Here is a 19929-nt window from a genome sequence, read left to right on the forward strand (position 1 = left end):
TTCATCGGTCAAAGACAAACCGCATGTTGGCTTCATTTACACTGACTCCCCCCTCTTCAAATTCAAAATTCCTTAGATTGGGGTTACCTTCAAAAACCAGGCTGGTTGGGGTTACCTCAAGAAGTTGAAACCGCACCTCATTTTCATTCCCGGTTAATACCAAGTCCCCATTTTCCTGGGACCAAGTACCGTTAAATGCCTCAGAACCTATAATGGGGACCGTGCGATTTCCCATATTAATCCCCGCAGCAGCCACCCGTACATCCAAATTGAAACTGCCCAATGCAGTCACTACCTGCGGATCCTCCGCAAACACCAACTGCATGTCGTAATCGGTGCCATTTCCGGCGAATGTAACTGGGATTGGAAAAGGAACCAAAGCTATACTGGCGCTTCCCGATCCTTGCATGGTGACCTCACGTAATTCCCATGTGCCCTCCACCGAATTCTCAATGATTGGCAACACATCATCATCCGAACCGCAACTAAGAAGAAAAACGCTTATAATAGATATAATAACATATAAACTTATTTTCATATTATATTTCGCCTTTTGAATAATAAAGGTATTGAAGTTTTATAAAAAATCCCTGAAAAAGGTTTCTGACCAAGGATGAACAGCCGCAACACTGAAGTTAAATTCAGGGTTGGCATCCAGAAATGCACGGTATTTTTTTATTTTTATTTGCTCCTTATCAAACTTGATCTCTACCGCAAGGGGCGGGTGTTGGTTTGGTAGGATAAAATCAATTCCCTTTCCATCCGCAGTCCGCCAAAAGCGAATTTCATCCATACCATATTTATCAACCAATAGCCTGAAAAAGGCTTGTTCCCATAGTTCTCCTTTATCCAGCCGCTGATTAACTGGCTGAAAATTGTTAAGGAGGCAGTTTCTCAAGCCTGTATCCATCAAATACCCTTTGGGCATCTTGACCAGTTCCTTTCTCAGATTCGCCGAAAATGGCTTTAACAAAGTCAAATGAAAACACTTCTCCATTACCTCCAAGTAGTTTTGGACCCTTTCATTTCTGATTTTACCTAGTGGACTAGTAAAAATATCGGATAATTTACCTATTGGACTAGTGAACTTATCGGTTTTTGTTACTAGTGTTGATAGGGTGATGGGGTGATGGGTTGATGAGTTGATGAGTTGATGAGTTGATGGGTCGATGGGTTGATGAGTTGATGGGTCTATGGGTTTATAGGTTGATGGGGTGAAATATTCTTCGCTAACCTAAAAACCTATCGACTCATATACCTATAGACTAATCGACCTATAAACGGATTTGATTAAAGTTGATGGGTTTATTGGTTTATGGTTGATGGAAAAATATTCTTCGACAACCAACCTATAGACCTATAAACTTATAGACCTATCGACCTATAAACCATTTAAATTTGATGGGTTGATGAGTTGTAATTTTGTTGATCTGAAAAACATTCTTCGACAATAAACCTAAAAACCTATAGACCAATCGACCTATTTACCGATTTGATTAAAGTTGATGGGTTTATTGGTTTATGGTTGATGGAAAAATATTCTTCGACAACCAACCTATAAACTTATAGACCTATCGACCTATAAACCATTTAAATTTGATGGGTTGATGAGTTGTAATTTTGTTGATCTGAAAAACATTCTTCGACAATAAACCTAAAAACCTATAGACCAATCGACCTATTTACCGATTTGATTAAAGTTGATGGGTTTATTGGTTTATGGTTGATGGAAAAATATTCTTCGACAACCAACCTATAAACTTATAGACCAATCGACCTATAAACCGATTTAAAATAAGTTGATGAGTTGATGAGTTTTGGTAAAATGTTGATTTGATAAAATATTCTTCGACACAATCAACCTAAAAACCTATAGACCAAACGACCTATAAACTAGTTGATTGGCTAAAAAAAAGGCAAGGAATAATTTCCTTGCCTTTCTGTTTTATTTTTTCTTGTACATAATCTTGATGGGGACTCCCTCAAAGTCAAAATTCTCACGAAGTCTGTTTTCCAGAAACCGGGAATAAGGCGATTTGATATACTGGGGGAGGTTACAGAAGAACGCAAATACCGGGTTTTTGGTGGGAAGTTGCGTAATGTATTTGATCTTGATGTATTTGCCCTTATTTGCAGGAGGGGGATATTTTTCTATCTCCGGCAGAAGAATTTCATTTAGCTTAGATGTTGCGACCTTTCGGTTTTTGTTTTCATAAACTCTTACCGCCAATTCGATGGCCTGATAGATACGCTGCTTAGTGAGCGCGGAGATAAAGATGATAGGAATCCACTTGTTCTCTCCAAGCTTTTCAGTCATGTCAGCCTTGAAGGTCAACATGGTTTTATGATCCTTTTCGATCAAGTCCCATTTATTCACGATGATCATGATGCCCTTATTGTTTTTGATCGCAAGAGCAATTAGGTTAACATCCTGCGCTTCCAAGCCGCGGGTGGCATCGACCATCACGACAGTTACGTCCGAATCCTCGAGCGTACGCATGGATCTCATGACGGAGTAAAACTCAATATCTTCCTTTACCTTGGCTTTTTTTCGAATTCCGGCTGTATCGGTGATAATAATGTCCTTACCGTAAAGAGTATAACGGGTGTGGATAGCATCCCGGGTGGTGCCGGCTTCATCAGTTACTATGGAGCGTTCCTTGCCTAACAAGGCATTCAAAAACGAAGATTTTCCCACATTCGGACGGCCCAAAACGGCGATCTTGGGAACCCCCACATCGGGATCTTCATCTCCCTCTTCCTTAAATTCTTTGATTACATCATCAAGCAGATCTCCAATACCGCTCCCGCTAACTGCGGCAATAGGATAAATTTCTTCCTTGCCGAGACCCAAGGCATAAAATTCGTTAGCCATAAACATCTTATCCCTGTCGTCGGCTTTATTGGCTACCAAAAAAACTGGCTTCGTGGATGACCTGAGCTCATCGGCAAACTCTGTGTCCAAGTCGGTCAGCCCATCCAGGCAGTCGACCACAAAAAGGATCACGGAGGCTTCTTCGATAGCCAGTTTTACCTGTTTCCTGATTTCCTTCTCAAAGATGTCTTCCGACCCGGTCACATACCCGCCTGTATCTATCACGGAGAAAAACTTTCCTCCCCACTGGGCATGTCCATAGTGACGGTCCCGTGTAACACCACTGAGGTTGTCCTCAATGGCTTTACGTTCTTCCACTAAGCGGTTAAAAAAGGTAGACTTGCCCACATTGGGCCGGCCCACAATTGCTACTATATTTGACATCGTATGTATTTCTTATTGGTCGTAACCAAATTTTTTCAGTTTGTTTTTGTTTTTTCTCCAGTCCTCTTCCACCTTCACGAAAGTCTCAAGGAATATTTGTTTCCCGAAGAATTTCTCCATTTCGTGGCGGGCCTGAATGCCTATCCGCTTGAGGGCTTTGCCGCCTTCGCCAATGATGATGCCTTTTTGGCTGTTTCGCTCCACATAGATGACCGCCCGTATCCGGATGATCTTATGGTCTTCGAAAAATTCCTCAATGGCAACTTCCGTGCTGTATGGGATTTCTTTCTTGTAATTTATAAAGATTTTTTCCCGGATAATTTCGGAAGCAAAAAACCGCTCCGGCCGGGTAGTAAGTTCATCTTTATCGTAAAATGGCTCGTGGACAGGAAGTCTGTCCAGGATTTCCTGCAGAATACGCTCGGTGTTAAAACTTTCGGTAGCGGAGATGGGGATCACGGCTGCGGTCCGAAGCCGCTGTGTCCAATAGGCCGTAACTTCTTCCAGCTTGTTTTCCTTGTTCAGGTCAATCTTGTTGATGACCAGTAACACGGGCACTCCTGAATCGTTGATTTTCTCCAGTACGTCTTCTATTTCCTCGTCGGTTTCAAATAGATCGGTTACGAAAAGAATCACATCAGCATCCTCCAGAGACATGTGGACAAAGCTCATCATGTTTTTGTGCAGCTCGTATTTGGGCTTCAGCATTCCCGGTGTGTCGGAAAAAACAATCTGATAGTTGTCGTCATTGATCAGGCCCATAATCCGGTGACGGGTGGTCTGGGCCTTGGAGGAGATAATCGAAAGTCGCTCACCTATAAGCACATTCATAAGTGTGGACTTGCCTACATTGGGTTTTCCGATGATGTTGACAAATCCAGCTTTGTGTGTGTTTTCGGTCATGACAATAGTTTTTTGCAAAGGTACTTGTTTTTTTCCGAGTGGTAGCAAGGGTGAACGAATAAACCAAAGAAAGTTTGGTCTTTTGAGCCGAAAATATCATTACCCATCAATATGTTTGTATTTTTTTGTGCGAAATAAAATCAATTTAACAGCCTAGGCATCAGCCATCAATAATAAAAGAAACGGACCTCCCCAAATTTTATTCTAACCTTCGCTTGCATTTGACAAAAAATACGCCTACTTTTGTACCACGAATTCAGCAAAACGATGTTGATCACAAATTAGAAAGCAACCAAGAGTTAAAAATATATCGCGGGATGGAGCAGTTGGTAGCTCGTCGGGCTCATAACCCGAAGGTCACAGGTTCGAGTCCTGTTCCCGCTACTTAGCGCCTCCGGACAATGTAAAAATTGTTCGGAGGTTTTTGTTTTTCAGGGGTTTAGCGAAATTTTGATTCTGATTGATTCTGTAAATTCGATATATTTGTCCGCCTTTTTTGTCCGCCTAAATTTTTTCGATTATCTTGGTTCATGATTGATTTCAAGATTAAAGCGGTTTTGAACTCAATGGAGGAAAGATCCCAGGAAGGAGATCAGATGGTGCTTATGCTGCTTAGCGGGAAAGGCACATCGGTAATGAAGCAGTTTTACGCTTTGCGTGGTGGCGAACCAATCGGAAAACCTGTACCGAGAGAGTTTTTTCAATTAACTCTTAAAAAGAGGTAAATAACCATATTTTAAACTTTTCCATATAGATTCGTATAATTTAAGTTGCTAAACGTAAGTCAAATCGACTGGCTTTTAATGCTTTCAGCCCTATTTCGCATTTTTTTTCAGTAGATCAACACTAAATAAAACTTAAAAAAAAGTGTGTAAAAAACAGCTAAATCCTTTTTTTACTTGCATCCGTATATAAATAAACTTATTTTTGCAGATTGATGGATAAGGCTAAACCAAATATTTTAAAAAACCATCTGCGAGACTTTTTGGTGTTCGCGGCTATGCTTTTGGTGGTGTTAACGTCCTGCCCAATCAAAAACGGACTTTTAAGTCTTGCTAATATTCCCGCAAATTCGGAACAACGATTAGCTAAAAAAAGCACTATTTTCTCGGGAGAAAGGATAGAAAAATGTATTTACAGCGAAACAGCTGATCCTATAATTTTCCAAGAGGTTTCCAGCAGCGCAAACGAGTTTTTACCTATTCTTCTACTAACTGCTACTTTTCTTTTCCTGCTTAGTTTTACAACTGGCAGGGATCAAGCACATCCCCTCTATGGGAACTTAAAAATCACCGGTACTTTACCCATCTTTCTCCAATACCGGAAACTCCTCATTTAATACCATCCTACTTTTCTTGTTCCTATTGACCATCAGGTTTCAATAGGCGGAATTTCTATTGTTTTCATTTAATAATCATGGATCGGAACTCCGATCTATCAAAAATTCTATTGTAGGATGATCAAATATATTATAGCTATCACAGTCATGTGCTGTGCCCTTGCGGTCGCCTTCCCATTGTATGGGCAGCAACCAAAAGCGAATACCTTAGGCAATTTGTGGCCAAAAGTAGAAGAGAATTATCCGGGGGTTGGCGTAAAAAATTCGGATGTTGAAGCAGCAAAGCTCAATGAGCGGGCTGTAAAAAGCGGAATGCTTCCCCAGCTAAAAGCTCAGGCACAAACTACCTACGGTACCTACGAGGGAAGTGCAGGAGCATTTTTCCCGCAACCAGGTTTCTTCAATGTAAGCGGTTCCGGAAGTTCCCTAAATGGGAGCAACATGGCCGCCAACAGTTTCGGCTCCACTACTATTGACTGGGAGCTTTTTTCCTTCGGCAGACTTCGCAAGGAAAATGAGGCTGCGAAAGCTTTGTCAAGTAAATCCATAAGTGAAAAGGATGCTTACTTGCTTAGTCTTAAAAAGCTATTATCAGAACGCTACATTTCTCTTTTGTATAATGAGGCCAAGCTGACTTGGACTGAAAATAATGTTGAACGTCTTAATGATATTCGCAAAACCACTTCCGGGTTGTCGGCTTCCGGCCTAAAGCCTGCAGCGGATAGTTTGCTGGCATCTTCCTCCTATATCCAATCAATGGGAGAGAATGATAAATGGAAAGGGTATAAGGAAGCCGCCTTTATCAAATTATTGGAGTTATATGCCGGCGACACAATAAATTATATCGCATCCACCTACCGTTTTAGCAATCCGGAAAGAAATCATTTAAATATCAACAACACTGTAGATCCTTCGCATCCTATACTCAATGCGTTGGATAAACAGGCCCAATTTTATGCTGTTAGCGGTGAAGCACAAAAAAGAGCTTCATTGCCATCTCTGCATTTGTTAGGGGGATATGCCTATAGAGGGACTGGAATCAATTCCAATGGAACCGAATCAGGATCTTGGAGTGACGGTTTTAATAATAGCACCAAAAATTTTCTCGTTGGTGTCGGTGTCACATGGAATATTACCAGTCTTCACACCAACCATTTTAAGGGTGAAGAGCTCTTAAAAGAAGCCGAAAGTGAAAAGCTACTTTACTCACAATACGAGCAGGCAATGCGAGCCGACCTGACTGCATCGCAGGCAAAAATTTTCCAACAATCCGAACAGCTTCAAAAAACCAGATTAGGGGTAAAGCAATCCCAGGATGCCTACAATATGTATCTGGCGCGATACAAGAGCGGTCTCATTACACTCAGTGAATTGTTGCAGATCCGCACTTTATTAGAGCATGCTGAGAATAATCATATCGAGGCTTCACGGGAATATTGGATGCTCGTGGCTTACGAGGCGGAACTGACCGCAGATTTCGACTATCTCTTCAACAACCTTTAATCTTCAAGCATGAACATCATAAGATTTGCATTAAGGAAGCCCATAGCCATAATGGTGATGGTGCTGGCAATAGCTGTCTTTTCCTATAGCACGATAAGTAAAATCAACGTAGATATTTTTCCTGAGGTGGAATTACCGGCGATGTACATCGCAATGCCTTATGGAGGATTATCCCCATCCTATATGGATGGTTTTATGGCCAACGAGTTCCAAAAGGTCTTGCTATTTGTAGGTGGAGTAAAGAATATTGATTTTAAAAGTATCCAGGGTTTGACTCTGATGAAACTTACCTTTTATCCCGGGACCAATATGTCGCAGGCAGCAGGTGAAGTTTCTACATCGGTTTCAAGGGCAATGGGATTCCTGCCATCCGGAGCTGTTCCCCCGATCGTAGTTCGTTTTGACGGAAGTTCACTTCCCGTTGGGCAACTAATCTTTGAAAGCGATCAGCGGTCAGTCAATGAAATACAGACACTGGTGCTGACCAGAATTAGACCAATGTTTGTGGAGATACCCGGTATCACCGCTCCGGCTCCGTTCGGTGGAAATATTCGATCGATTGTGATCAACGTTGATCCCGAAGCAATGCAGGCAAACGGGCTGAGTCCCGAGGATATAACTGTTGCAATTACGAAAAGTAGTCTTCCCTCTCCCGCAGGAAATATTAGAATCGGGGATGAAAACCTGATGGCTCCACTTAACTCCCTCGCAAAGAGCCCTGAAGAATTCTTAAACACACCTATTAAAACGGGTGACAATCGCACCGTATATGTCAGGGATGTTGCCAGGGTAGAAGATGCCGCCGACCAGACTGCCGGATATGCATTGATCAATGGCAAACGGTCGGTTTATCTTCCGATCATCAAAAAAGCTGATGCCTCAACGCTTGACGCAGTGCAGAACCTTAAATCGGCTCTTCCCATGTTGAAGAATCAATTGCCGGAAGATGTCAATATTCGTTACGAGTTTGATCAGTCTACCTATATCGAAAGGTCACTATCCAACCTTATTCATGAGGGAATTTTGGGTGCTGTTTTCACGGGCTTGATCATACTCTTGTTTTTGGGCGATACCCGTGGGGCTTTAATAGTCGTATTGACTATCCCGATCGCTGTTCTTTCAGCTGTTATGGTTCTTTACCTTTTCGGTCAAACTATCAATATCATGACATTGAGTGGCTTGGCTTTATCGATAGGAATCCTTGTGGATGAAGCGACGGTGACGATAGAAAACATTCATCAGCACATGGAAATGAAGAAGGGCAAGCAACGCGCCATCGTGGATGCACTGCTGGAAATCTCCACTCCCAAACTATTGATATTGTTCTGTATCCTTGCTGTTTTGACCCCGGCCTTTGTCATGACCGGCCTCCCAAGAGATATGTTCATGCCTTTATCCATGGCTGTTGCATTTGCTATGATTGCCTCTTTTTTGGCATCACAGACTTTTGTACCCATACTGGCCAATTGGATGATGAAGAACAAACACCATGAGGTCGCTAACATCCCAAGGAAACGAGCTTTCTTTGAAAAGTTCAGGGTGAATTATTCCTACAGGATGCGTAAGTATTCAAAAAAATCGCTTTCCCTGTTTATCATGTATGTTGTGGTAGCTGGTGGTTTATCAGCATTGCTGTTAACCGTTGTAGGTACTGATGTCATGCCGGTTTCAAATAGTGGGGATTTTCAGCTGCGGATACAGGCACCACAAGGCAGCAGGCTTGAGGTAACCGAGAAACTTGTTCGGGATATTACAGAGGATATCAAAGAGCAGATTCCTGAAAACGGCATTATCATCACCTCAGCCTTTGTTGGAATGCACCCCGCTGGCTCACCAATCAATGCCATTTTTCTTTTCACCAATGCTTCACATGAAGCTGTCTTACAGGTGTCTGTAGATCAAGAGATTTATGATGGTTCAATGGAGGATTTGAAAGAGAAAATCAGAAATGTAATTGCTCAAAATCATCCCGAATCCCAGTTCAATTTTGAGCCTACGGAGCTGACCGAAAAAATAATGGGACAGGGAGCCATGACACCTATTGAAGTCAAAGTAGGTGCTCGTCAGGTATTAGAAGCTCATGCCCATGCCTCGAAGATTGAAGCCAATCTGAAAAATGTTCCCTTTTTGAGGGATGTCAGAATAGTCGAACCCGTTGCCTATCCAAATTTGGAAATCGAGGTAGACCGTGACCTTGCCGGACAGTTTGGACTGACCATGCAGGAAATTACACGGAGCCTTGTAACCGCAACTTCGTCCACCAGATTTACAGACAAAAACCTCTGGGTTGATCCCAAGTCAGGGTTGGTCTTCCAGGTTCAGGTACAGATACCGGAGTCAATTATGTCTTCAGAAGAAAAATTGCGGTCTCTGCCTTTGAAAAAAGGAAGCATACGCCCCGTATTGGAAGATGTCGCAACTATCCGAAGGGTCACTGCCCCAGCTCAGGTAAACCGTAAAGGTCCAAACCGTTATGTAACTGTCATAGCCAACGTCTATGGCAAGGATTTGGGCACAGCTTCTCGGGCAGTAAAAACTGCTATAAAAGAGGCAGGGGAACCACCGCGTGGAACTACAATATGGACAGAAGGGACCCTACAGCTTCTTGATGATACATTAGGCAGCCTCTTGGCTGGTTTGGGTGTCGCTATTATTGCAATTTTCCTTATGCTGTCGGCATACTACCAGTCGTTCAAAGTGCCTATGATTATACTGGCCGTGGTACCCGCGGTTATTGCCGGAAGTCTTACCATTCTCTTTCTGACGAGTAGTACGCTCAATCTTCAATCCTACATGGGAATTATCATGTCCATTGGAGTCTCGGTATCGAATGCTGTCCTACTGGTAAACCAAGCTGAATTTTACAGAAGAAATTTAGCTTTGAAACCCGTAAATGCTGCAAGACTGGCAGCTTCCTCCAGGTTGAGACCGGTATTGATGACTGCCACTGCCATGGTTGCAGGGATGTTGCCCATGGCTATTGGTTGGGGAGATGGTGCCGAACAGGTTGCCCCATTGGCGAGGGCTGTTATTGGCGGTCTTCTGGCATCTACCGCAACCATTTTACTGCTTCTTCCGCATTTCTTTTCTTCCATGATGTCAAAGACAGGCAACATTAGTCCGTCTTTGGACCCTGATGATGAAGAGAGCAAGTATTATTTAGAAAAAGCAATATCATAAAACATAATTCCTAAAAAGATGAATCATATAATTTTAAGAAATAAGTCATTATTGGCAATGGCCACAGTTCTGGTATTGGTGTCCGCAGCATGTTCTTCACCCGATGAAAAAACGGAAGTGACACAGAAAAGTGTGGTGAAGACAATTTCATATCCTACAGTCCCCGTAAAGTTCATCAATCCGGAATATGAAATATCAGTTCCGGCAGAACTGAAACCGTTCGAACAGGTAGAAGTACATGCCAGAGTAAGTGGTTTTGTAAAGCAGTTACTCGTGGACCGGGGAGATTATGTTCGAAAAGGGCAACTCTTGGCTGTATTGGAAGCTCCTGAAATGAATCAGACATACCTTTCGGACAAATCAACCGAGCAAAAGTTATACGGCGATTTCCAATTTGCGATACAGGCATATGAGCGTTTGGTCTCTGCCTCGAAAACAGAAGGAGCCGTTGCTGCTATTGAACTGGAAAGAGCAAAGAGTTTAATGGAAAGTGCCGAAGCTACGTACAATGCCTCCAAGGCAGGCTCGGCGCACTCTTCACAACTACAGCAATATCTCCGCATCACTGCACCTTTTGATGGGGTAATAACGAATAGAAATATTTCAGTAGGCGCATTGGTAGGTACAGGTGCCAATCTTCCTTTGTTTATGATGGCTCAGGGAAACAAGCTACGTTTAACATTATCCCTTCCCGAAAAACATGCTGCATCCGTTAAAAAGGGAATGCAAGCCACTTTTACCGTCAGTTCGCAACCGGGAAAAACGTTTCCTGCGGCCTTGTCCCGTACATCGGGTTTACTGGACCAGCAGGACCGGTCGCTAACCTTGGAGTTTGATGTAGAAAACCCTTCTGGGGAACTGCAGGGCGGTGATTATGCACAAGTGAAACTAAAGTTACAACGCAAAAACTCTTCCTATTGGGTACCTACTCAAAGTGTCCTCAGTACGCAGAGGGGAACTTACATTATGACCTTGAATGAAAAGAAAATGCAACGTATTGCCGTTAAAGAAGGCATACGGTTGGATAGCCTGACAGAGGTGTTTGGTAATCTTTCATCCAATGATAACATCCTTTTAAAACCATCTGAAGAAATCAAAGAAGGGATTATTAACTAATGAACCCAAGTTAATTGGAACCAAATGTATAAATCCTCTAAATAATGACCATTCTTGTTATTTAGAGGGTTTATATAATTTTTGACATGGGGAAAAATCACTTGACTTGTATTTTGACAACATAATCTGTTGTGACATTTTTCCATTTTTGGATCTAAAATTGTTAGGGTAAAAATGGATAAACCTCAAAAAATATAAATCAGGAAAAAGTGTTTTTGTTTCCGGAATCTACTATAACTCAACCTAAAAAAAATATAACATGGAATTAAATATAGTTTATCTAAATGATGTGCATGGTTATTTAGAACCGCACAAAGAATTGTTCTACAATAACCAACGAGAATTTACTGAAACTGTTGGAGGGTATTCCCGCATTTCAACGTTGATTAAGGGAATTAGACAAAAAAATAATTCAACTTTATTATTCGATGGAGGGGATACTTTTCACGGAACATTACCCTTAGTAAGTTCTAAGGGTGAGGCGGTTATACCGGTGCTAAATGAACTTTCTTTCAATGCCATGGTAGGTCATTGGGATTTTGCATATGGACCTAAGCAACTTAAAAATTTGTTGTCGAAGCTGAGTTATTCGATGCTGGGAATAAATGTTTACAATATGGATGGGAGTCTTTTTCTTCAGCCTTTTATAACAATACAAAAGGAAAACCTGAAAATTGGGGTGATTGGTGTTTGTTCTAATATTATTGATAAAACAATGCCTTCAGAATTTAGTGAAGGGCTAAAAATCACCGATGGAATTGATGAATTACCTGGATACATAAAGCAGCTAAAGAACGATAAAGTTGATATTATCTTCTTGTTGTCTCACAATGGATTTCCTCAGGACATGCATATGCTTAAGCAAGTTGAAGGCATAGATGTTTGTTTGAGTGCCCATACACACAATCGTCTATATGAACCTGTTTTGGTGAATAAATCCATAGTCATTCAGTGCGGTTGCCACGGATCGTTTCTGGGCCATTTAAAATTAAAGATAGAAGACAAACGAATTACTGGCCATGAATATGATTTATTAAAAGTAGGGAATCACATTTCTCCTGATGCCGAAATGGAAAAGATAATCCATACCATATTACAACCGTATGAAGCCGTAAAAAATAATCTGATCGGTAGTACAGAAGTGACATTGCATAGGTATAATACCATGAATTCATCTATGGATAATTTTCTATTGAATGCTATTAAGTATGTAAGTGGTACTGAAATCTCATTTTCAAATGGATGGCGCTATGGTGCACCTATAGAAAAAGGTAATATCACAGAAGAAGATTTGTTCAATATCATTCCAATGGATCCACCTGTTTCCACAGTAGATTTGACTGGACAGGAAATTATTGATATGCTGGAGGAAAACCTTGAACGAACTTTTTCATCAGACCCGATGAAGCAGATGGGCGGATATGTTAAAAGGTGTTCAGGTTTACGCGTAAACCTTCGCATTGAAAACCCGGTGGGGCATCGTATTCAGGAAATATATTTTGGCGGAAAGCATCTCAACCCCAAAGAAATTTATAAAGTGAGTTTTGTGACTTCACAAGGTGTTCCAAAAAATATTGGAAAAAACAGAAAGGTAATGGATATCAAGGCCATTGAAGCGATGGCGGAATTCCTGAAGGCACACCCAAAATTCGACGTTAATGATGATAACTTATTTGCATTGGTGTAATAAAAGGGCAGCGGCACTCGTACGTAGAATAGAATTTTAGTTCCAGTAAAAGAGAAAAACAATTCAAAATATTGTTAAGTTTTAAAAATATTTAGCAGGCTTTTAATTATGATAAGTAATTTAAAGAAGGATTTAAATTTATTATAAAATGAAAACAAGCCGTATAAAAAGACCTTTATTAAAAACAAGATTTATTGTCCAAGGATTTCTGAAAATCAAAATTTCACATTTCTCATTTTGAAAGCCTATTCCCTACTTTTTAGGCATTGAGTGCTTCGGCCTCAAACTTCTGCTTGATTACAGGCGAGCACTCCATTCAAATTCCATCTCTTTTTGGACACCATACATATACTCCCGCTCTTTAACTGCACCAAATAATTGACGCCATCTAGGGCCCATAAAATAGCCTGCAGAAGATGTTCAGCAGGCTATTCATATATGTTTCGAATTTACTTAATAGCCCATTTCCCCCATTTAGCGTTGGCTGGCAGAAGTTACTCCGATCAGGTAAGCCAAGGCTTCTTCAACATTCTCGATAAAAATGGTAGAATGTCCAAAATTGTTTACAGAAATGCTTTTGTGCAACCTTTTACTCCGAGGAGGAAAGATTTTGGAAGCGTAAAGCTGGTCATGCCAGAAGGGAATTATATAATCCCCGGTAGTATGAATAGTTACCAGGGGAAAATCAATAAGTGTGCCCGAGGTTTCGTATCTCCATATATTGAACCTCACCCTGGGATAATCAGGTTCGTTAATCCGCTGTATTTCTCTATTTAATTTTCTATCATCCGATGATCCGGAGTAAACTTCTTTCCAATTGTTGAACGGAACTCCTTTAAATACAATTCGGGCGTTCTCGCTAAACATCATGTTAAACCTTAACAGCTCAAGAACAGCGGTACCCACTGCCACAGGATTCGTATAATCCACTGTAGCTTTTGCAGTTTTCATCAACTCCAAGACCTTTGTAGGATGATTCTGCATTATCAAAATGATCTTTTGTTGCAACTCCCCGGACTTCCATGCACGCGTTATATCAGGATGCACCCCATCTTTGGGGTTTCCAAGATCAATACCTTCAGCCATAAGTTCCGCTCCGAAAAAGTAATTGAATAATACGTGAAAATTCCCGTTGTACTGTAATTGTTTTTGAAAACTTCCAATCGGGGCACAAATGGAAATACCACCATCAAAAAGATAGCCGTATTTCTCAATTGTCTTTACAGTCACAAGCCCCCCTTCGGAGGGACCTCCTATGAATAAGATATCCGGAGCGGAATAATCGGGACGGATTTTAAAAAAAAGCCGTGTCAAATCCGCCAATTTTTTCATATCCTCCACTGCTTCCAAAACCACAAGCCCATTATCCCGGTAACTGGAACTCGCATATCCAATTCCCTTGCCATTTAAAATATCTTCGACGGATACCCCTCCTATCTTATCTTCAGGCAGTTTTACAGGTTCATAGGGAACCGGGTCAACAATACCATGTGCATAAAAGAACAAATACCTTTTTGGCAAGGAATTCCAGATAATAGGATTGGGCAGGCTTAGCTGCCATTTCGCTCCTCCATGTTCCCCAACAAAAGTTCCGGGTTCAATTTCCTCGTAATCCAAGGTGCGTGGATTTCTTATTTCTGGATCCCAAAACGTTCTATCGTGACAGGATACGACAAAGATAACTGTAAGAATAGCCCACATAGGGGCCATCCGCCACGTTTTAGCTAATAACTTCTTTTTAGTTTTCATGACTTTTGGTTAGTAGGTGGGAAATACTAAGAAAATATAGAAACAGAAAATCAACAAATAGATTTATAATGGCAGTGCAGAGAAGAAATTTATAAAAAAAAAGAAATTAATCCGAGACTTTTAATATAATTATTTTAGCATAAGATTTTAAAAATGAACTATTTAGCTACGGATAGTGTCGATACTTATCATACAATTGCAAAATAAATAAGTGGGATAATCGATTGGTCTGAGGGGCAAGTAAGTGACCCCGCCATGGATTTTTCCGGTCATTGTGCAGTTTTTGGGGAAGAAAGTTTGAAAGAACTGATCAGTATATATGAGCAAATGGGAGGCAAAACGTGGGATAAACTATACGAGCAAGCTATAGAAAGGCAGGCCGCTTCGCCATTAAACTATGCGTTCTTTGCCATCAATACAAATGATGAAAAGCATCTACAGGCGGCAAAAAAACAGCTTGGTTTATTCTAACCTGAAATTGATTGAACCCATTAATTTCACATTTTCCCCAAATTTTATCCGGACCGCTTTATAACAGTTTTTGATTAATTCGGAATGTTGCTATATTCCTAGCCTTAAAATCCCCTTCTATCAGGTCGTCAAAGAAGGCGAAAAGTTATGGGAGGGGCACTTGGATATTGAATTCCAATTTCAAAACGAAAGGATATATGCAGACCGGAACCTCAAACTCCCAAAGGATGAAAAAGAACTGGAATATATTTCCTTCTATTTTTATGAAATAAGATAAGGGCAAAACTAAAACCTAATGTAATACAGAATGCCTAATTACCTTTTATCTGTTAAAGCAGATGAAGATTTGGAGGATATTGCTGATTATTCTCTTGAGACTGGGGGGAAAAACAAACTCTTGAATACCCTCAATACTTCCTACCCACCACCAATTTTTCTCCCGAATCATCCACTTCAAATAGCTTGGGATTTCGGATATATTGTCCGTTGCCCCCTACCCGATGACTGTGGACGGCCATCAGCAACTGACCGTCGAAAGTTTTGAAGAGCATTCCATGGCCATGATTGGGTGGAGTTATGGGGTCATGTTCATGAATCCATGGCCCGTCTAATGTGCCACTCTCCGAATAAACCACTCCTTGGGTATAATCTCCAAACACCCAACTTGTCCAAAGCATGCCCAAATTTCCTGTTTGGGTTTTAAATAACCATGGACCATCCGTGACCTTGTTGGGTATGGTATCTCCGATTTCATTTCTTTCCTTACTCCACGGTGATTCGCTAGACTTAAAAAGGAGCTTACTTTCACCCACCGGCCCACTCAGGTCCGGCTTCAATTCAATTTTCTCAATCGTGCCGTCCCAGTTTTGCAACCACTCATAACAGTAGACCATGTAGGGCTTTCCATCCTCATCTACCCAAAAAGTGCCGTCCAACGTCGGCATGTGCGCAGGTAGGTATATTGAATCCTCCATGGGTAAATACGGCCCTTCCGCCTTATCACTGACCAGCACATGGGAGGCTCTACGTTCAATAACATTCCCTTTCACTGTATCAATTTTCACGTCTCTATTGGTAAACGTGGCAAAGTAGTAGTATTTACCATTATACTGATGCAATTCCGCAGCCCAAATCATCGGATTCTCTCCCATCCAAGATGTGGGATCAGTTTCGGCAACGGGGAAAGGCCCTGTCCAAAATATCAAATCCTCGCTTTTCCACAACAGGCCGCCTGTTCCTGTCATGTAGTACATGGAAGTAGCCTCATCGGCCAAAATACATGGGTCACTCAATCTGATGGAATCCATAGGGACATTTTCCCGAATTGGCTGATATCTATTCTGGGTAAAGCCTGTGTGATTAAGGACAACTGTCAAAATCAATAGTATAATTTTAGTCGTATTTGTCATAATTTTCTACAAGTTAGAATGGATTTAATTGTCAGATGATGCCGATAATAAATCAATTTAACTGGTTCTATAATAATTTGAAGGGCTATTGGGTGAATATAATAAAATCCTCACATATAACACGTAAGATGAAGAAATGTCAGAATCCTAATAATTCAAAAAGCCCATAGTTTGCACCGTGGGCTTTAAATTTCCAAATATAATCTCTGGATGGGACCTCGATTAAAGGTGCTTATCTTATAGAGATAGACTAGAAATGTATTTGGTATTTCCAGCCGCATCCGAAACTTGTATGGACAATGTGCTTAGGGACTTGACGTTTTCAAATTTAAATTTTTTCCCAAATTGCTCACCCTCCACTGCGTCTTCGTGGATCAATTCTCCGTTGTCAAAAATTTTCAGGTTCCGAACCAAACCATCCTCATTGTTTATGAATATTGCAAGACGCTCCTTATCCAACACTTCTACGGTGGCAACAGGTGTAGATTTGGTTGTTTTGGGCATGATTTGGATCCCTTCATCCATCAACTTTATGGATTGGGAATCCATTACCTCAAATTGATAATCCCCAAGATCCAAATTGGATAGGTCGTAGTTTTTGGAGAAGAACTTTTCAGCGAAGATCACATCCCGGTAAATAATCCGGCTGCTTTCATCCCTAATGATTACGGTTAACTTGCCCGCAGGTATCTGCATGTAGTTCAACTGATATTTTTTATCACCCACTTTTTCCAACTTCATTTCGGGTTGGTCGATTTCATCATTTACTTTTTCTGAAAGTTCTTCGGAAGAATTTTCACATCTTTTTCCTTCGGTTGCACTGGCGTTTATGATGGTAGCTCCTACCAATACACAAATCATTAATAGCTTTTTCATATGTTTATAATTGTTTTTTAGTTGTCATATGGAATCTCGCATTATAGGTAATCATCCCTCGGTGAGACTCTTTCGCAATGTTCGATTTCATAGTCTTAATTTTCAACGGTTTATAGCAATTAGACCAAGCGAAATCGGTAAGGTTTAATTCACCTTTTGTTAACGAACGTTAAAGCACCTTAAAAAGAAAAGTTTAGCTGCTTCATTACTCGCAGTGATAACCATGTAAATAATTGCCCATTTTGTTCAATATCAAAATCTATTTCTAAAGCAAACATACATTTCCGTACCTATAAAGCTTATTTAACTCAAATTTTGAGCCTTTAAATTATATTTTTTCATCAATTATTCTATGGTACGGTTATTGAACTTTATCAGCTTCCATATTCTACTTGTTCTACTTGGTTTTTGTAAGGCCGTGGAATATGGCTTTTAATCGATTGTTTAACGAAACCTAATTTATATCATGTCTAAGCTTAAAAATAAAACGGTAGCTATCTTAACCGAAACAGGATTTGAAGAAAGTGAATTGATCAGCCCGAAGCAGGCACTGGAAGAGGCAGGAGCTACGGTTCATGTTATTTCCCCTGCATCCTCCATCAAAGGGTGGAAGGATGGAAACTGGACGGTTGAAGTTACCATCGACAAAAAACTCAGTGAGGCGAATCCGGAAGACTATCACGCCCTCGTAATCCCAGGCGGTGTGATCAATCCTGACAAGCTCAGAACGGACAAGGATGCCATTTCTTTTATTAAGTCATTTTTCGAGGCAGGCAAGCCAGTGGGTGCCATTTGTCATGGACCCCAGGTATTGATAGAAACAGGTGCCTTGGACGGCAGAGAAATGACATCGTGGCCATCTATCAAGACGGATTTGGTTAATGCTGGGGTTAACTGGACAGACAGCGAGTGTGTCTGCGATGCCGGCTTGGTGACTTCCAGAAAACCGGATGACCTTCCTGCTTTTAACAAGAAACTAATCGAAGAAATCAGAGAAGGTGTTCATAAGGAGCAAAAGACTGTCTAAAACACCTAATATATATAGAATGGAAGGTCTGTCATCAGTTGGCAGGCCTTTTGTACGTTTTGAAGTAATGAAACATTTGTCTGCATATCTTGGATTGATTCTCCTTCTTTTTTCCTGTCAAGGAACAAAGATTGACCAACTACTAAGGCCCACTAGTCCCTACGAAAAATACCTCCAGGACCTTAACTCCTCTACACTGAAAAACAGCGGTATGGTCAAAGAGTGGATAAGAGTTGGAGAAAGTGTTTTACAGGATTCGAATAGAATTGAGTTACCTTATCAGGAGTTGACGCAGTTTGACCCAGCAGTACCCCAGGCAGCGTCCTTTCAATTTTCAGTGAAGGAGGGTCAACAGGTAAATATTTCCTTACTCCCATATTCCGATTCCACAGCGACCTATTTTCTGGATTTGTTTGAGGTACGAACCGGCCAGGAGTTAAAGCCCATAAAGCCTGACTTGAGTGATAATGGACTGACTTACCCCGCAGGATCGGATGCCTCCTACTTACTACGGGTCCAACCAGAGTTGTTAAAAGGTGGACTGGTTGAAATATCTATCGGTTTTGAAGGTACCTTGGGTTTTCCAGTTTTAGATAAAACGCATCTTAACATAGCGAGCTTTTTTGGAGCTGCCAGGGATGGCGGACGTAGAACTCATGAAGGAGTCGATGTGTTTGCGGCTAGGGGTACACCGGTAGTAGCGGCTGCTGACGGTAGAGTTACTCGCGTGGGAACAAACCGCCTCGGAGGGAATACAGTGAGTGTCTCTTCGGGAAAATACTCCTTTTATTATGCGCATTTAGACAGCCAACTCGTCAGCATGGGGAAAAGTGTTCGCAGGGGCGACACATTGGGTACCGTGGGTAACACGGGGAATGCCATCACCACTGCACCTCATTTGCATTTTGGCATCTACGCCCCGGGACGGCGGAGTATTGATCCATTACATTTTTTCATAAACGCACCTGTTTTGCCTCCACTTTCTCCATCCGATACCAGCTCCTTAAGTACTTGGGTACGGGTAAAGGGGGAGGTAGTCAATCTTCGTCAAAGCCCAAGTACAACCAGTCCAATCTTGGACAAGTTGGCTAAACATGATGTTTTAAGGGTGGAAGGGAAAATGAAAGGATGGTTGAGAATTCGCCTCCCAGACGACAGACAAGGATTCATTGCCGAAAACCTAGTCGAACTGGCCCATCCTAATCTTACGCAAAAAGAGATTAGTGATGATGATATGGTAAAAACCCATTGGCAATATCCAGAATTTCAGCACAGCTATTTTGCAGGAAGTGTCGACCTACTGGGGAAATACGGAGACTTTGACTATGTCAAAACTGATAGCGGCACCAATCTTTGGCTGAGAAGGTAAGTGTGATGAGTCAGCTAACTTCTGATTTGCTTAAATATTCC

14 protein-coding genes, 1 tRNA gene and 1 pseudogene are annotated in these 19929 nt (G+C 41.3%); 9 read left to right on the forward strand and 7 right to left on the reverse strand.

Going from position 1 to position 19929, the window contains the following annotated elements:
• Window position 1: 1 nt before the first annotated feature.
• The 4 genes from FQ608_RS14360 to era all read right to left on the reverse strand — a co-directional run bounded on the left by FQ608_RS14360 (window position 2) and on the right by era (window position 4162).
• Window positions 2-538, reverse strand: a complete 537-nt coding sequence (locus tag FQ608_RS14360) for a hypothetical protein (RefSeq protein ID WP_158858932.1) — start codon at window positions 536-538, stop codon at window positions 2-4.
• A gap of 39 nt (window positions 539-577) precedes the next feature.
• A complete protein-coding gene (locus tag FQ608_RS14365; protein WP_317168929.1) occupies window positions 578-1195 on the reverse strand; it encodes a DUF4143 domain-containing protein in 618 nt (205 codons plus the stop codon).
• 750 nt (window positions 1196-1945) lie between these two features.
• Complete coding sequence (gene der / locus FQ608_RS14370) at window positions 1946-3259, reverse strand: ribosome biogenesis GTPase Der (protein ID WP_158858934.1); 1314 nt, start codon at window positions 3257-3259, stop codon at window positions 1946-1948.
• A 12-nt stretch (window positions 3260-3271) separates the two neighbouring features.
• Window positions 3272-4162, reverse strand: coding sequence for a GTPase Era (gene era / locus FQ608_RS14375; RefSeq protein WP_158858935.1), 891 nt, complete (start codon window positions 4160-4162; stop codon window positions 3272-3274).
• Window positions 4163-4473: 311 nt separating this feature from the next.
• Between era and FQ608_RS14380 the strand changes: the two genes are divergently transcribed.
• The 6 genes from FQ608_RS14380 to FQ608_RS14405 all read left to right on the forward strand — a co-directional run bounded on the left by FQ608_RS14380 (window position 4474) and on the right by FQ608_RS14405 (window position 12987).
• Window positions 4474-4546 (forward strand) — tRNA-Met (locus FQ608_RS14380).
• Between the two features lie 182 nt (window positions 4547-4728).
• Complete coding sequence (locus FQ608_RS14385) at window positions 4729-4887, forward strand: hypothetical protein (protein ID WP_158858936.1); 159 nt, start codon at window positions 4729-4731, stop codon at window positions 4885-4887.
• A gap of 731 nt (window positions 4888-5618) precedes the next feature.
• Entirely contained in the window at window positions 5619-7004 is a 1386-nt protein-coding gene (locus FQ608_RS14390; protein ID WP_158858937.1) for a TolC family protein, read from the forward strand.
• 9 nt (window positions 7005-7013) lie between these two features.
• Window positions 7014-10184: an efflux RND transporter permease subunit gene (locus FQ608_RS14395; protein WP_158858938.1), complete on the forward strand. Its 3171-nt coding sequence runs from the start codon at window positions 7014-7016 to the stop codon at window positions 10182-10184.
• A gap of 18 nt (window positions 10185-10202) precedes the next feature.
• Window positions 10203-11300 carry an efflux RND transporter periplasmic adaptor subunit gene (locus FQ608_RS14400; RefSeq protein WP_158858939.1) on the forward strand — a complete coding sequence of 366 codons (1098 nt, stop codon included), beginning with the start codon at window positions 10203-10205 and terminating at the stop codon, window positions 11298-11300.
• A gap of 259 nt (window positions 11301-11559) precedes the next feature.
• Window positions 11560-12987 (forward strand): bifunctional metallophosphatase/5'-nucleotidase, encoded by a 1428-nt coding sequence (locus tag FQ608_RS14405; RefSeq protein WP_158858940.1) that lies wholly within the window; start codon window positions 11560-11562, stop codon window positions 12985-12987.
• Between the two features lie 474 nt (window positions 12988-13461).
• Here the strand turns inward: FQ608_RS14405 and FQ608_RS14410 are convergent, their stop codons facing one another.
• Window positions 13462-14736 (reverse strand): hypothetical protein, encoded by a 1275-nt coding sequence (locus FQ608_RS14410; protein ID WP_158858941.1) that lies wholly within the window; start codon window positions 14734-14736, stop codon window positions 13462-13464.
• 207 nt (window positions 14737-14943) lie between these two features.
• On the opposite strand from FQ608_RS14410, the pseudogene FQ608_RS14415 reads away from it, so the two are divergent.
• Window positions 14944-15207: pseudogene (locus tag FQ608_RS14415) on the forward strand (phosphotransferase); the annotation flags it as partial.
• Between the two features lie 407 nt (window positions 15208-15614).
• Here the strand turns inward: FQ608_RS14415 and FQ608_RS14420 are convergent.
• Both FQ608_RS14420 and FQ608_RS14425 read right to left on the reverse strand, forming a co-directional pair.
• Window positions 15615-16616: a glycoside hydrolase family 43 protein gene (locus tag FQ608_RS14420; protein WP_158858943.1), complete on the reverse strand. Its 1002-nt coding sequence runs from the start codon at window positions 16614-16616 to the stop codon at window positions 15615-15617.
• 237 nt (window positions 16617-16853) lie between these two features.
• Window positions 16854-17492, reverse strand: coding sequence for a hypothetical protein (locus FQ608_RS14425; protein WP_158858944.1), 639 nt, complete (start codon window positions 17490-17492; stop codon window positions 16854-16856).
• 466 nt (window positions 17493-17958) lie between these two features.
• Between FQ608_RS14425 and FQ608_RS14430 the strand changes: the two genes are divergently transcribed.
• Both FQ608_RS14430 and FQ608_RS14435 read left to right on the forward strand, forming a co-directional pair.
• On the forward strand, window positions 17959-18519 hold the full coding sequence (locus tag FQ608_RS14430) for a type 1 glutamine amidotransferase domain-containing protein (protein WP_158858945.1): 561 nt from the start codon (window positions 17959-17961) through the stop codon (window positions 18517-18519).
• A gap of 19 nt (window positions 18520-18538) precedes the next feature.
• Window positions 18539-19888, forward strand: coding sequence for a M23 family metallopeptidase (locus FQ608_RS14435; RefSeq protein WP_158858946.1), 1350 nt, complete (start codon window positions 18539-18541; stop codon window positions 19886-19888).
• The last annotated feature ends 41 nt before the right edge of the window (window positions 19889-19929 follow it).

Source organism: Lunatibacter salilacus (assembly GCF_009797935.1).
Taxonomy (GTDB): Bacteria; Bacteroidota; Bacteroidia; order Cytophagales; family Cyclobacteriaceae; genus Lunatibacter; species Lunatibacter salilacus.

What these genes read in the sequence shown, in the direction of transcription:
- FQ608_RS14360 (WP_158858932.1), bottom strand. Translation starts at nt 538, where the DNA reads ATGAAAATAAGTTTATATGTTATTATATCTATTATAAGCGTTTTTCTT.
- der (WP_158858934.1), bottom strand. Translation starts at nt 3,259, where the DNA reads ATGTCAAATATAGTAGCAATTGTGGGCCGGCCCAATGTGGGCAAGTCT.
- era (WP_158858935.1), bottom strand. Translation starts at nt 4,162, where the DNA reads ATGACCGAAAACACACACAAAGCTGGATTTGTCAACATCATCGGAAAA.
- FQ608_RS14385 (WP_158858936.1), top strand. Translation starts at nt 4,729, where the DNA reads ATGGAGGAAAGATCCCAGGAAGGAGATCAGATGGTGCTTATGCTGCTT.
- FQ608_RS14390 (WP_158858937.1), top strand. Translation starts at nt 5,619, where the DNA reads ATGATCAAATATATTATAGCTATCACAGTCATGTGCTGTGCCCTTGCG.
- FQ608_RS14395 (WP_158858938.1), top strand. Translation starts at nt 7,014, where the DNA reads ATGAACATCATAAGATTTGCATTAAGGAAGCCCATAGCCATAATGGTG.
- FQ608_RS14400 (WP_158858939.1), top strand. Translation starts at nt 10,203, where the DNA reads ATGAATCATATAATTTTAAGAAATAAGTCATTATTGGCAATGGCCACA.
- FQ608_RS14405 (WP_158858940.1), top strand. Translation starts at nt 11,560, where the DNA reads ATGGAATTAAATATAGTTTATCTAAATGATGTGCATGGTTATTTAGAA.
- FQ608_RS14410 (WP_158858941.1), bottom strand. Translation starts at nt 14,736, where the DNA reads ATGAAAACTAAAAAGAAGTTATTAGCTAAAACGTGGCGGATGGCCCCT.
- FQ608_RS14420 (WP_158858943.1), bottom strand. Translation starts at nt 16,616, where the DNA reads ATGACAAATACGACTAAAATTATACTATTGATTTTGACAGTTGTCCTT.
- FQ608_RS14425 (WP_158858944.1), bottom strand. Translation starts at nt 17,492, where the DNA reads ATGAAAAAGCTATTAATGATTTGTGTATTGGTAGGAGCTACCATCATA.
- FQ608_RS14430 (WP_158858945.1), top strand. Translation starts at nt 17,959, where the DNA reads ATGTCTAAGCTTAAAAATAAAACGGTAGCTATCTTAACCGAAACAGGA.
- FQ608_RS14435 (WP_158858946.1), top strand. Translation starts at nt 18,539, where the DNA reads ATGGAAGGTCTGTCATCAGTTGGCAGGCCTTTTGTACGTTTTGAAGTA.